The sequence below is a fragment of the Roseovarius sp. BRH_c41 genome, from assembly GCF_000961715.1.
Classification (GTDB): Bacteria; Pseudomonadota; Alphaproteobacteria; order Rhodobacterales; family Rhodobacteraceae; genus Roseovarius.
The window spans coordinates 1-13,592 of record NZ_LADY01000055.1 but is presented as its reverse complement, the minus strand read 5'-3'; the positions used below and the strand labels follow the sequence as shown (position 1 = coordinate 13,592).

The 13,592-nt window shown below is 59.4% G+C and carries 11 protein-coding genes and 1 tRNA gene; all 12 read right to left on the bottom strand.

All coding sequences use genetic code 11. The features are described 5' to 3' along the window. Positions 1–45 precede the first annotated feature (45 nt). Positions 46–4,182 (bottom strand): DNA-directed RNA polymerase subunit beta, encoded by a 4,137-nt coding sequence (rpoB, locus tag VR71_RS16355; protein ID WP_045685791.1) that lies wholly within the window; start codon positions 4,180–4,182, stop codon positions 46–48. A gap of 242 nt (positions 4,183–4,424) precedes the next feature. Continuing rightward, complete coding sequence (gene rplL, locus VR71_RS16350; RefSeq protein WP_009818152.1) at positions 4,425–4,805, bottom strand: 50S ribosomal protein L7/L12; 381 nt, start codon at positions 4,803–4,805, stop codon at positions 4,425–4,427. 75 nt (positions 4,806–4,880) lie between these two features. Continuing rightward, positions 4,881–5,399 (bottom strand): 50S ribosomal protein L10, encoded by a 519-nt coding sequence (gene rplJ / locus VR71_RS16345; RefSeq protein WP_040651445.1) that lies wholly within the window; start codon positions 5,397–5,399, stop codon positions 4,881–4,883. A gap of 256 nt (positions 5,400–5,655) precedes the next feature. Further along, complete coding sequence (rplA, locus tag VR71_RS16340; protein ID WP_045685790.1) at positions 5,656–6,354, bottom strand: 50S ribosomal protein L1; 699 nt, start codon at positions 6,352–6,354, stop codon at positions 5,656–5,658. Between the two features lies 1 nt (position 6,355). Further along, a complete protein-coding gene (rplK, locus tag VR71_RS16335; RefSeq protein ID WP_009818149.1) occupies positions 6,356–6,781 on the bottom strand; it encodes a 50S ribosomal protein L11 in 426 nt (141 codons plus the stop codon). 141 nt (positions 6,782–6,922) lie between these two features. Then, entirely contained in the window at positions 6,923–7,456 is a 534-nt protein-coding gene (gene nusG, locus VR71_RS16330; RefSeq protein WP_009818148.1) for a transcription termination/antitermination protein NusG, read from the bottom strand. Positions 7,457–7,647: 191 nt separating this feature from the next. Continuing rightward, positions 7,648–7,845 carry a preprotein translocase subunit SecE gene (secE, locus tag VR71_RS16325; protein WP_040651443.1) on the bottom strand — a complete coding sequence of 66 codons (198 nt, stop codon included), beginning with the start codon at positions 7,843–7,845 and terminating at the stop codon, positions 7,648–7,650. A gap of 95 nt (positions 7,846–7,940) precedes the next feature. After that, positions 7,941–8,525, bottom strand: a complete 585-nt coding sequence (locus VR71_RS16320) for a hypothetical protein (protein WP_296430500.1) — start codon at positions 8,523–8,525, stop codon at positions 7,941–7,943. A 316-nt stretch (positions 8,526–8,841) separates the two neighbouring features. Continuing rightward, a tRNA-Trp gene (locus VR71_RS16315) sits at positions 8,842–8,917 on the bottom strand. An 85-nt stretch (positions 8,918–9,002) separates the two neighbouring features. Next, a complete protein-coding gene (locus VR71_RS16310; RefSeq protein WP_045685788.1) occupies positions 9,003–10,241 on the bottom strand; it encodes a CoA transferase in 1,239 nt (412 codons plus the stop codon). A 283-nt stretch (positions 10,242–10,524) separates the two neighbouring features. Then, the gene (locus VR71_RS16305) at positions 10,525–12,372 is read right to left on the bottom strand and encodes an ABC transporter ATP-binding protein (protein WP_045685787.1); all 1,848 of its coding nucleotides are present in this window, start codon (positions 12,370–12,372) and stop codon (positions 10,525–10,527) included. Positions 12,373–12,443: 71 nt separating this feature from the next. After that, positions 12,444–13,592, bottom strand: a 1,149-nt coding sequence (gene tuf / locus VR71_RS16300; protein ID WP_296430182.1) for an elongation factor Tu, incomplete at its 5' end; no start/stop codon positions are given.

Genomic DNA, 13,592 nt, shown 5'->3' with positions numbered 1-13,592 from the left:
CGAGAAAACGGACCGGACCCTGTGAAAGGGTCCGGTGCGCGGCGCTTACTCATCTTCCTCCGCATCCAGGAGTTCCATGTTGAGGCCAAGGCCTCGGACCTCTTTGACGAGCACGTTGAACGATTCCGGGATACCGGCCTCGAAATTGTCCTCGCCTTTGACGATGCTCTCATAGACCTTAGTCCGGCCCGCCACGTCATCCGACTTGACCGTCAGCATCTCTTGCAGGGTGTAGGCGGCACCATAGGCCTCAAGTGCCCAGACCTCCATTTCCCCGAACCGCTGGCCGCCGAACTGGGCTTTACCGCCCAGAGGCTGCTGCGTGACAAGGCTGTACGGCCCGGTCGAGCGCGCGTGGATCTTGTCATCGACAAGGTGATGCAGTTTGAGCAGATACTTGATGCCCACTGTCACAGGACGCGAGAATTGTTCGCCCGAGCGCCCGTCAAAGAGCACCGACTGACCGCTCGTGTCAAACCCGGCACGCCGCAGCGCGTCGTTGACATCGGCCTCTTTCGCCCCGTCAAACACCGGGGTGGCAATCGGCACACCGTTGGTGACGGTGCTGGCAGACTCGACCAGCGTGGTCTCATCCATGCCCTCGATCCCTTCGGCATAGACATCATCGCCATACGCAATGCGCATCGCCTCACGCACAGGAGTCAGATCGCCAGAACGGCGATATTCCTGCAGCGCTTCGTCGATCTTGAGACCAAGAGAGCGTGCAGCCCAGCCCATATGCGTCTCGAGGATTTGCCCCACGTTCATACGCGACGGCACGCCCAAAGGATTGAGACAGATATCGACCGGCGTGCCGTCCGCGAGGAATGGCATGTCCTCGATCGGGATCACCTTGGAGACCACACCCTTGTTGCCGTGACGACCCGCCATCTTGTCACCCGGCTGGAGCTTGCGCTTGACCGCGATAAAGACCTTGACCATCTTCATGACGCCCGGCGGCAGATCGTCGCCACGGCGCACCTTCTCGACCTTATCCTCGAACCGTGCATCCAGCGTGCGCTTCTGCGCCTCGTACTGATCATGCAGCGCTTCGACGATCTTGGCGTCGGCCTCGTCCTTGAGGGCAAGCTGCCACCATTGGCCTTTGGTCAGGGTCGAGAGCAACTCTTCGGTGATGTCAGAGTTGGCCTTGACGCCCTTGGGCCCTTTAACGGCCATCTTGCCGAGGATGAGAGTGCGCAGACGAGCGTAGATGTTGCGATCCAAGATCGCCAACTCGTCGTCACGGTCGCGCGCCAGACGCTCGACCTCTTCCCGCTCGATCTGAAGCGCGCGCTCGTCCTTTTCCACACCATGGCGGTTGAACACACGCACTTCGACCACCGTGCCATAGTCACCCGGCTTGACGCGCAACGAGGTGTCGCGCACGTCGCTGGCCTTCTCGCCAAAGATGGCGCGGAGGAGCTTTTCCTCCGGCGTCATCGGGCTTTCGCCCTTGGGGGTGATCTTGCCCACAAGGATATCGCCCGGCTCGACGTCTGCGCCGATGTAAACGATGCCCGCCTCGTCGAGGTTGCGCAGAGCTTCCTCACCGACGTTCGGGATATCGCGCGTGATCTCTTCCGGCCCCAGCTTGGTATCGCGGGCGGCAACTTCGAATTCCTCGATATGGATCGAGGTAAAGACGTCATCGCGTACGATGCGCTCGGAGATCAGGATCGAGTCTTCGTAGTTATAGCCGTTCCACGGCATGAAGGCCGTGATCACGTTCTTGCCAAGCGCCAGTTCGCCCATATCGGTACAGGGACCATCGGCGATGACCTCGCCCTTGAGCACGGTATCACCCACTTTGACCAGCGGTTGCTGATTGATGCAGCTATTCTGGTTCGAGCGCTGGAACTTGCGCATGCGGTAGATATCGACGCCTGGATCCCCAATCTGAAGATCCTCTGTGGCGCGAACCACGATCCGCTGCGCATCGACTTGGTCGATCACACCGGCACGTTTGGCCATAATCGCAGCACCCGAGTCGCGGGCCACGACGCCCTCGATCCCGGTTCCCACAAGCGGAGCCTCGGCGCGCAGCGTCGGCACCGCCTGACGCTGCATGTTCGACCCCATCAATGCACGGTTCGCGTCGTCATTCTCAAGAAAGGGAATGAGCGAGGCCGCAACCGACACAAGCTGCTTGGGACTAACGTCGATCAGGTCCACGCTCTCGCGCGGCGCGAGCATGTATTCGCCCGACTGACGGGTCGAGACCAGATCGTTGACGAACCGTCCACCCTCGTCGAGGTTGGCGTTGGCCTGTGCCACGGTGTGACGCATTTCCTCGGTGGCGGACATATATTGCACTTCGTCCGTCACCTGACCGTCGATCACCTTGCGGTAGGGTGTTTCGATAAAGCCATACTTGTTAACCCGCGCAAAAGTGGCGAGGCTGTTGATCAGACCGATGTTCGGCCCTTCCGGCGTCTCAATCGGGCACATGCGACCGTAGTGGGTCGGGTGCACGTCGCGCACCTCAAAGCCCGCGCGCTCGCGTGTCAGACCGCCCGGCCCGAGCGCCGAAAGACGGCGCTTGTGGGTGACTTCCGACAGCGGGTTGGTCTGGTCCATGAACTGCGACAGCTGCGAGGAGCCAAAGAATTCACGCACAGCGGCAGCGGCTGGCTTGGCGTTGATCAGATCCTGCGGCATCACCGTGTCGATCTCGACCGAGGACATGCGCTCTTTGATCGCGCGTTCCATCCGCAACAGACCCACACGATACTGGTTCTCCATCAATTCGCCAACCGAACGCACCCGGCGATTGCCGAGGTGATCGATGTCATCAATGTCACCCTTGCCATCGCGCAGCTCAACCAGAGCCTTGATGCAGGCCACGATATCGTCGCGGTCCAACGTGCGCTGCGTGTCAGGTTTGTTGAGGTTCAGACGCATGTTCATCTTGACCCGGCCAACGGCCGAGAGATCATAACGCTCCGAGTCAAAGAACAGCGTGTCGAACAGAGCCGCCGACGCCTCTTCGGTGGGGGGCTCGCCCGGGCGCATGACGCGGTAGATGTCCATGAGCGCGCTTTCGCGGTTCATGTTCTTGTCCGCTGCCATGGTGTTGCGGATATAGGCACCCACGTTGATACCATCAATATCCAGCACCGGAATGTCGGTGATCCCGGCATCCAGAAGATCCTGCAGCGTACCGCCAGAAATCTCGCCAGCCTTGTCATATTCCAGCGTCAGCTCGTCACCCGCCTCGACATAGATCGCGCCGGTTTCCTCGTCGATGATGTCACGCGCCACGAATTTGCCGACAATATGCTCGAACGGAACCAGCAATTCCGAAACCGTGCCCTCATCAATCAACTGCTTGACGGCACGCGGGGTGATTTTCTTGCTCGCTTCGAAAATCACTTCGCCGGTCTTGGCGTCGATCAGATCATAGGTCGGACGGGTGCCACGAACCCGCTCAGGGAAGAATTTGGTGACCCAACCCTTCTTCTTTTTCAGCTTGAAATCGACCGTATCATAATAGGCATTCATGATGCCTTCTTGATCCAGACCAAGCGAGTAGAGCAGCGTCGTCACCGGCAGTTTGCGACGGCGGTCGATCCGCGCGAACACAATATCCTTGGCGTCGAATTCGAAATCGAGCCAAGAGCCGCGATAGGGAATGATCCGGCAGGTAAAGAGCAGTTTGCCCGAAGAGTGGGTCTTGCCCTTGTCGTGGTCAAAGAACACGCCGGGGCTGCGGTGCATCTGGGATACGATCACCCGCTCTGTGCCGTTCACGACAAAGGTGCCATTCGGTGTCATCAGGGGCATGTCGCCCATGAACACGTCTTGCTCCTTGATGTCTTTGACAGATTTCGCGCCGGTATCCTCGTCAATATCAAACACGATCAGACGCAGCTTGACCTTGAGAGGCGCGGCATAGGTCATGTCGCGCTGCATGCATTCCTCAACGTCGTACTTCGGCTTTTCAAGCTCGTAGCTGACGAATTCCAGCACGCTGGTCTCGTTGAAATCCTTGATCGGAAAGACTGATTGGAACACGCCTTTGATCCCCTCACCGTCCTGCGGTTGGGGCTTATCACCGGATTTCAGGAACAGGTCATACGAGGATTTCTGCACCTCGATGAGGTTCGGCATCTCCAACACTTCGCGGATTTTGCCATAATATTTGCGCAAACGTTTCTGGCCAAGATAGCTTTGAGCCATGGTCGATGTCACCTTTCATTTCTCACCGGTCGCGCGTGCTGTTGGGGCTCAGCACCGCGTCCATCCGAGACGGCTGGGTTTGATCCATTCATGGCCATCGTCCCAATGACGGCCTCCCGATCGTATAAACCTCGCCTTAGAAAACCCCCGACTGTTGCAGGGTCTCTCTGAGACAGGTTTGGCCGGAACCGGGAAACCCCGGATCCAGCCGCAAAATCCTGTCCGGGTTGCCCCGGCACGGATTACTTGATTTCGACTTCTGCGCCAGCTGCTTCGAGCTTGGCTTTGATGTCGTCTGCTTCGTCCTTGGACACTTGCTCTTTGACAGCTTTGCCGCCGGCATCGACCAGGTCTTTGGCTTCTTTCAGGCCCAGACCGGTAATGGCGCGCACTTCCTTGATCACGTTGATCTTGGATGCACCAGCCGACTTCAGGATGACGTCGAATTCGGTTTGCTCTTCAGCATCCGATCCGCCTGCATCGCCCGCCGGGCCAGCCATCATGACCGCGCCACCGGCTGCGGGCTCAATGCCATACTCGTCCTTGAGGATGGTTTTCAGTTCTTGTGCTTCGAGAAGCGTCAGACCAACGATCTCTTCTGCCAGTTTCTTCAGATCAGCCATTTTTTGACTCTTTCCGTTCTCTAGATGTGTTCCAACGTCGGGAAGTAAACCCCTACGCGGTGATTACAGTTTGCCTTACGCGGCCTCGGCCTTTTCGATGATCGTCGAAAGGATGCCAGCGATATTCGAAGCAGGTGCGCCAATCGCACCGGCGATGTTCGAAGCAGGTGCGCCGATACAGCCCACGATCGAAGCAATAAGCTCGTCACGCGAAGGCATTTTCGACACGGCTTCAACACCGGCCCGGTTCAGAGCCGTACCACCCATGGCCCCACCAAGGATTTCGAACTTTTTGTTCACCTTGGCAAAGTCCTCAGACACTTTGGCAGCTGCCACAGGGTCTTCGGAATAGGTAAGCACGGTCATGCCCGTGAGGTAGTTTGCAATGCTTGCGCACGGCTTGCCCTCAAGGGCGATCTTGGCGAGCTTGTTCTTGGCTACACGAACTGATGCCTCTGCCGCACGGGCGCGGGCACGCAGATCCTGCATTTCGGCAACTGTAAGACCCGCGTAGTGGGCGACCACTACAACGCCAGAGCTTTCAAAGATCTGGCCGAGTTCCTCGACCACTTTCTCTTTCTGGGCTCTATCCACAGTTTCACTCCAAATTTGGGGGTCTCCCCCCGGCTCAGTTTTTGCCTCTCCCGAAGGATCGGCGTTCGGGTCCAAAACACGGGTCCCGAGGCCAAGATCACCCGAGAGCAAATGCCCCGGCTGGAAATCTCATCTCGTTCCCCATCTCAGGAAGGATTTATTCAGGCAAATGCCTGAACCCTCCGTCTCGGACAGGACAGGGCTAACGTGCAGCCCTGCCGTTCGCCCCCGGATCAAGAGATCCGGACGCAAATTCTTATTCGACGACAGCGCTATTGATGTCGACGGTGATCCCTGCGCCCATGGTGGACGAAAGCGAAATCTTCTTGACATATGTGCCTTTGGCACCGGTCGGTCGGGCACGTTGAACGGCAGACACAAAGGCGCGCACATTCTCCACCAGTTTGACCGCGTCAAACGACGCCTTGCCAATACCAGCGTGAACGACACCGGCTTTTTCAGCCTTGAACTGAACCTGACCGCCCTTGGCATCCTTGACCGCCTGCGCCACATCCATGGTCACTGTTCCGACCTTGGGGTTGGGCATCAGGTTACGTGGGCCAAGAACCTTGCCCAAACGGCCCACGACGGGCATCATGTCCGGTGTCGCAATGCAGCGATCAAACTCGATTTTGCCGCTCTGCACGGTTTCCATCAGATCTTCGGCACCGACGATATCGGCTCCGGCGGCCAGCGCTTCGTCAGCCTTTGCGCCACGCGCAAAAACGGCGACGCGCACGGTCTTACCGGTGCCATTGGGCAGGCCGACGACACCACGGACCATCTGATCCGCGTGACGCGGGTCAACCCCGAGGTTCATCGAAATCTCGACAGTTTCATCGAATTTCGCAGTCGCACAGCCCTTGATCAGCGAAATCGCATCTTCAACGCTGAGATTGTCCTTGCCCTCAAAAGTTTCACGCAGGGCGCGGGTCCGTTTTCCAAGCTTTGCCATCTTATTTCACCTCGATGCCCATGGAACGCGCGCTGCCCAGAATGATCTGCATGGCGGCGTCGATATCGTTCGCGTTCAGGTCTTTCCACTTGGCTTCTGCGATCTCACGCACCTGCGCGATGGTCACATTGCCAGCAGTGGCACGACCGGGGGTCTTGGACCCGGACTGAAGCTTGGCAGCCTTCTTCAGGTAATAAGACGCCGGCGGCGTCTTGATTGCCAATTCAAAGGACTTGTCCTGATAATAGGAAATCACGGTCGGGCACGGGGCACCCGGTTCAAGATCTGCAGTCTTGGCGTTGAACGCCTTGCAGAATTCCATGATGTTGATGCCGCGCTGACCCAAAGCAGGGCCGACGGGCGGGCTGGGGTTGGCTTGCCCGGCTTTCACCTGAAGCTTGAGCGTCCCGATAAGTTTCTTGGCCATATGGCCTCTCCTTTTGGTCCAACACCATTGGGGCGCCCCCCTCTGGCTCTCTTGTTGTGTGGTGCGGTCCGGTGGCCGCGGCCACCTCGCCTCCCACGGCTCCTGCCCGGCTCGCCCTCAGGCGCGACCGGGCAACCCGGATCACATCTGCTTCGTGACCTGAGTGAATTCCAGCTCGACCGGGGTTTCCCGACCAAAGATCGACACTGATACCTTGAGGCGCTGATTATCCTCATCAACTTCCTCGACCATGCCATCAAAGTCTTCGAACGGACCGTCGTTGACCTTGACCTTCTCGCCAATCTCAAAGTGGATCAGGGTGCGCGGGCTCTCTTCACCCTCCTGCACACGGTTGAGAATCGCGTTCACTTCCGCATCGCGCATCGGCATCGGGCGGCCCTGCGGCCCCAGAAATCCCGTCACACGGTTGATCGAGCTGATCAGGTGATAGCCACGATCCGACATTTCCATATGCACGAGCACATAACCGGGCATAAACCGACGCTCGGCCGTTACCTTTTTGCCACGACGGATTTCGATCACCTCTTCGGTGGGGACCAGAACCTCATCGATTTCATCCTCAAGGCCGTTCTCGACGACAGATTGTCTGATCTGCTCGGCAATCTTCTTCTCAAAATTCGAGAGAACACTGACCGAGTACCACCGCTTTGCCATCGTCGCCCTACGCCTTTATTCTTACCGATACCAAGACCGGATTTCCGTATTCTTTCAGACCCTTGGGCCTGCACCACCGAAAACAAAAATCGGCGCGCAACACGAATCGCCGCGCGCCATGTTTCAGAGTGTGGGGTCAACTACCCCTGATTGCCTGCGAATTCAAGAGCCTGAGCAAGATTTTCGCCGGTTCAGCCAAACAGGCTCAGCACCCCTTGGAGACCACTGCGGATCCCAAGATCGACCAACGCAAAGAAGATCGCCGTAATCGTCGCCATGATGAACACCATGACCGTAGTCAGCACCACCTCACGGCGGGTAGGCCACACGACCTTGGCCACTTCCGAGCGGACCTGCTGAATGAATTGAAGCGGATTCGTGCGTGCCATCTGCGCTGTCTTCTCTGATATCATTGCTCAGCGCGACATACGCGGGCTGGCCCGCAAGTTCAAGGGCAGAAGGCTGTCACCCCCTGCCCATTGCATCAGCGCGACTTATACGCGATCCGATCAAACGGATCGGGAAGATCTTCAAAGATATCCGGTTGCGGTTCGCGACGCAGCTTGAGTTCGGGCATGGTAGGACGAAAAGCGAAATCACGAGGAAGCCACCGCAGCAGCCGTGACCGCACCTGGGTCATTCGCTCGGGCCCGAAAATGGCGTAGCCTAGGAAGACCAGTACGAATCCGATAAACATGGCGATCAGCACCGGCAACGGTTGCCACCAAACCAACGCGAAGGCTGCGAGCCATCCGACCTGGTGTGGCTTGGCCTCCAACGATCTGGGGCGCAGCGACTTGATCCGCGACAAAAGACGGACGCGACGAGCGGTTGCCTTTGCCTTGACCGGTTCAAGATACTCAACCGGCACATGCGGCGCCAGTTCCGGGAGCGCATTGCGGCGCGTCTTGCGGCGCTCTTCGGTCAATATCTCACGAATTGTCGTAATGGCATTTTCAACAGCTTGTTCCGTCGAAGCGGCATCTCGCGGTGCCCGTCCCTCAAATTCAGTGTTGTGATGTGAAAAATACATCTTCGGGTCTTGAACCCGCGGTAAATGCGTTTCCATAGCAGCTATTCCCCTGTTTCTTCCGCGCCCCCACGCAGATCGGCTTCAGTCCCCCCGGACCTCGAAGCCGATAAGTGGTCAGCATGCGGCGCAATTGCGGCGGAAAAATGGCGTGCTAGCGGCCAAAAGGCGGCAGGTCCAAATTTAACCGCATTTTAGCTGTATTCGTTTCGTCCTTTAGCTGCGCAGACCGCCAAACAGACTTAACGAACCAAATTCTGCTTCGACTGCGCCAGATGAGCCAAATCACAGCCGAACCAGACGGCGCGCGATTCTACTCCCAAATCGCCAATACAGATCCAAGGTTCTGGAGGTTTGGCAGGGGCAGCAGGGTTCGAACCCGCGACCTACGGTTTTGGAGACCGTCGCTCTACCAGCTGAGCTATACCCCTAAGGCCGAGCGCCGGATTACGCCAGCTTGGATCGGGAATCAAGCGTCATCGGCCTGAATTCGGTGGGAAATCCACAATTTCCTGTTCAGGCCGCTGGACGGGCCCCGTAGCGTGGGCTTTGCACGATCCCTGTGTCAAAGAGGCAAGCGATCTCCGTATCGCTGAGTCCGGCCACTTCGCCCAAAACCTCTTCGGTCTGTGCGCCAAGCTGCGGCGCGGGTTGCGCCGCCACGCGCTCATGGGCCGAAAAACGCGCTGGATGCCCCGGCACCGGGAAACGACCAAGCCCCGGCTGCATCAAGAGCTTGAACATCGGATTGTCCTCGCTCAGGTCCGAATCCTCGGCCAGAGCCTCGCGCACGGTGCGAAACACCGACCATGTCAGGCCAGGTGCATCAAATGACTCGGCAAAGCTGCTCAATTCCCGCGCCGCGAACCATGGCCGCAGAATAGCCGTGATCTCGCGCCGCAGATGCCAACGATTGCCCTCATCGTTCAGATCGCGCCCGCTCCGCGCGGCGAGCGCGGCCATCGCCGCTTCGGTGTCCGTGGCCTTGACCAGCCCGCGCCATTGCCGATGGGTGAGCCCAATCACCATCACCCGCCGCCCGCAGGCGCAGAGGAAATCCTGCCCATAGGCCCCATAGAGCGCATTGCCCGACTTGCGACGCTCTTTGTCATTGACCACGGCGTCCCCGATCAGCCCAAGATGCCCGATCGTGGCCGCCGCCACATCCTTGAGCGACAGCTCTACCTCCTGCCCCCGGCCCCGTCGCAGACGCTCGCGCTCTGCCGCCAAGAGCGAGGACACCACCAAATGCCCCGCCGCGATATCCCAAGCGGGCAGCGCATGCGCCACGGGTTCGGGCCAGCCCACCGGCCCGGTCATCTCGGGGATCCCCAGCGACGGGTTGACCGTGTAATCCACCGCTGGTCGGCCATGCCGATCCCCCATCAGCGTGACCATGACCAGATCCGCGCGGTGCTGTTTGAGCGTCTCGTAATCCATCCAGCCGCGCACCCGCAGGTTGGTCAGAAAGAGGCCCGCATCCTCGCCCGGAGCGGTGACGATCCGCGTCACCAACTCTCGCCCCTCCGGTCGGCTCATGTCCACGGCGATGGATTTCTTGCCCTTGTTCAACCCCGCCCAAAAGAGGCTCTGGCCCGAGGGGGCCAACGGCCAGCGGCCTGCATCCAGCCCGCCGCCGATCCGATCAAAGCGGATCACCTCAGCCCCCATTTGTGCCAGCGTCATCCCCGCCAATGGCACCGCGACAAAGGCCGAACCTTCGACCACCCGCATTCCCTTGAGTATACCGCCCATGCCGTGCCCTCCTGAACAGGTGCCGCCGAGAGCGCGCAGCAGTCACCTGCCCGCGCCGCCGGTACAGCCTGCCAGACGTGAAAATAAAGTCAATATTTCAATGGCTTAAAGGAATACAACGGCATGCAATCCGTTTTCGCAGATGCAGCATACACCAGAGCGCTTGATTTCTATTGAAAATCCGCACCACTGGACGTCACCGCCTGCACCCATGCTGCGTTTGAAACCAAACCTCCGCGTGTTGACGCAGGCGCGACAGAGTGACCCATAACGCCCCTTTCGCTCAATCCATCAGGAAACCACCCGATTGCCGCGCCCAGAGACGCGCGTATAGCCCCCCCTGCGACAACAGGGCCGCATGCGTGCCTTGCTCGACAATCCGCCCCTCGTCCATCACCACCAACCGATCCATCGCCGCAATCGTCGAAAGGCGGTGCGCGATCGCGATGACGGTCTTGCCCTGCATCAGCCGGTAAAGCTGCGCCTGAATCGCCGCTTCCACCTCAGAGTCCAGCGCTGATGTCGCCTCATCGAGCACGAGGATGGGTGCATCCTTGAGCGCAGCACGCGCGATGGCGATCCGCTGACGCTGCCCCCCCGAGAGCTTGACACCCCTTTCGCCGACATGCGCCGCCAGCCCCTGCCGCCCCTTGGTATCCTCCAACCCGGCAATGAACACACGCGCCTCCGCCAATTCAGCAGCGGCCATGACCTCGGTTTCGGTGGAGTCAGGACGGCCATAGGCGATATTCTCGCGTACCGAGCGATGCAGAAGGGCGGTATCCTGTGTCACCACCCCGATGGCCGCGCGCAGACTGTCCTGCGTGACGGCCGACACATCCTGCCCGTCGATCAGGATACGCCCCGAACTCACGTCATGAAACCGGAGCAAGAGGTTGATGAGGGTCGATTTCCCCGCCCCCGAACGCCCGACCAGCCCAACCTTCTCGCCCGGTGCGAGCGTGAGATCGAGCCCGTCGATCACCGGCGCTTTCTGCATGCCAGAACGATCATATACAAACCGGACCGCTTCGAACCGAATATCACCCCGGCTCACCACCAACGGCTTTGCATCCGGCGCGTCTTGCACCGTGCGTGGCAGGGCAAGGGTAGCCAGACCATCTCGCGCCGTGCCGATATTCTCAAAGAGCGCGGCAAACTCCCACATGATCCAATGCGACATATTCCCAAGCCGCAAGGCGAGCGGAATCGCGACTGCCAAGGCCCCAAGATCAATGCGTCCCTGCACCCAAAGCCAGAGCCCCAACCCCGTCACCGCCCCGGTCAGAAGCGCGTTGAGCAAGTTGACCGACATGTCCTGCACCGCCACAAGCCGCATTTGCCGGTGGACGGTTTGCAGGAATCCGTCCAGCCCGGCGCGGGCATAGGCCTCTTCACGCGCGGCATGGCTAAAGAGCTTGACCGTGGCAATATTGGTGTAGCTGTCCACAATCCGCCCCGTCATGTCAGCGCGCGCATGCGCCTGCTCCTGCGCCACATGTCCCAACCGGGGCACGATAAGGCCCAAGAGCGCGCCATAACACAGCGCCCATATGGCAAAGGGCGCGGCCAGCCGAATATCCTGCGTTCCCGCCAGAACCAGCGTGCCGATGAAATAGGCAAGAATATAGACCGCCACGTCCATCAGCTTCATCACCGTCTCGCGCACCGCAAGCGCAGTCTGCATCAGCCGCGTGGCGATGCGCCCGGCGAACTCTTCCTGAAAATAGCCCATCGACTGACCCAAGAGCCAACGATGCCCTTGCCAACGGATGCGCTGTGGAAAGTTGCCCATCAAGGCCTGATACATGATCAATGCGCCAATCACGCTGAGCAACGGCAGGACAACGAGCAAGAGAATACCCATCCCGCCAAGCCGCGTGGCCTCCTCGCCTAGAAACCGTTCTGGGCCCAGTTCCGCCATGCGGTTGACCAGCGTGCCAAGGTATCCCAGCAAAATAATCTCGACGGCGGCAAAGACCGCCGACGCCACCGACATGGCGATGAGCCACGGGGCCACGGGACGTGCGTAATGCCACAGAAACGGCCAGAACCGCGACGGGGGCTGACTCGGCGGAGACGCGGGATAGGCCTCAATCCGCGTCTCGAAATACTTGAAAATGCGTTTCATATCCGACTCCAGAATGCAAAAGGGGCGTGCAGTGACCCGCACGCCCCTTAAAGCTGAGAGCGGATCAGACGTTACTCGATGATCTTCGACACGACGCCGGCGCCGACGGTGCGGCCGCCTTCGCGGATGGCGAAACGCAGGCCGTCTTCCATGGCGATCGGCGCGATCAGTTCAACCGTGAACTTCAGGTTGTCGCCGGGCATCACCATTTCGGTGCCTTCGGGCAGCATCACCGTGCCGGTCACATCCGTGGTACGGAAGTAGAACTGCGGACGGTAGTTGGCAAAGAACGGCGTGTGACGGCCACCCTCTTCCTTGGTCAGGATATAGGCCTCGGCCTCGAACTTGGTGTGCGGCAGAACCGATTTCGGCTTGCACAGAACCTGACCACGCTCAACGCCCTCACGGTCGATACCGCGCAGCAGAACGCCGACGTTGTCGCCCGCTTCCCCACGATCCAGGAGCTTGCGGAACATCTCGACGCCGGTACAGGTCGTCGTCTTGGTGTCCTTGATCCCCACGATCTCGATGCTGTCGCCGACGTTGATCACGCCACGCTCGATCCGGCCAGTCACAACCGTGCCACGGCCCGAAATCGAGAACACGTCTTCGATCGGCATCAGGAACGGCTGATCAACAGCGCGTGCAGGCGTCGGGATATACTCATCCACAGCCGCCATCAGCGCGCGGATCGAATTCTCGCCGATTTCCGGCTGGGTGCCGTTCATCGCATGCAGCGCCGAGCCGCGCACGATCGGAATATCGTCGCCCGGATAGTCGTAAGAGGTCAGAAGCTCGCGGATCTCCATTTCCACCAGTTCCAGCAGCTCTTCGTCATCGACCTGATCGACCTTGTTCATGTAGACGACCATGAAGGGGATGCCGACCTGACGACCGAGCAGGATGTGCTCGCGGGTCTGCGGCATCGGGCCGTCAGCGGCGTTCACAACCAGGATCGCGCCGTCCATCTGCGCGGCACCGGTGATCATGTTCTTCACATAGTCGGCGTGGCCGGGGCAGTCGACATGGGCGTAGTGACGCGCCTCGGTCTCGTATTCCACATGCGCGGTCGAGATCGTGATCCCGCGCGCCTTTTCTTCAGGCGCACCGTCAATCTGGTCATAGGCCCGGAATTCGCCAAAATACTTGGTGATCGCCGCCGTCAACGTCGTCTTGCCGTGGTCAACGTGACCAATCGTGCCGATGTTCACATGCGGCTT

What these genes read in the sequence shown, in the direction of transcription:
- rplA (WP_045685790.1), bottom strand. Translation starts at nt 6,354, where the DNA reads ATGGCAAAGCTTGGAAAACGGACCCGCGCCCTGCGTGAAACTTTTGAG.
- nusG (WP_009818148.1), bottom strand. Translation starts at nt 7,456, where the DNA reads ATGGCAAAGCGGTGGTACTCGGTCAGTGTTCTCTCGAATTTTGAGAAG.
- rplL (WP_009818152.1), bottom strand. Translation starts at nt 4,805, where the DNA reads ATGGCTGATCTGAAGAAACTGGCAGAAGAGATCGTTGGTCTGACGCTT.
- rplK (WP_009818149.1), bottom strand. Translation starts at nt 6,781, where the DNA reads ATGGCCAAGAAACTTATCGGGACGCTCAAGCTTCAGGTGAAAGCCGGG.
- secE (WP_040651443.1), bottom strand. Translation starts at nt 7,845, where the DNA reads ATGGCACGCACGAATCCGCTTCAATTCATTCAGCAGGTCCGCTCGGAA.
- VR71_RS16310 (WP_045685788.1), bottom strand. Translation starts at nt 10,241, where the DNA reads ATGGGCGGTATACTCAAGGGAATGCGGGTGGTCGAAGGTTCGGCCTTT.
- VR71_RS16305 (WP_045685787.1), bottom strand. Translation starts at nt 12,372, where the DNA reads ATGAAACGCATTTTCAAGTATTTCGAGACGCGGATTGAGGCCTATCCC.
- VR71_RS16320 (WP_296430500.1), bottom strand. Translation starts at nt 8,525, where the DNA reads ATGGAAACGCATTTACCGCGGGTTCAAGACCCGAAGATGTATTTTTCA.
- rpoB (WP_045685791.1), bottom strand. Translation starts at nt 4,182, where the DNA reads ATGGCTCAAAGCTATCTTGGCCAGAAACGTTTGCGCAAATATTATGGC.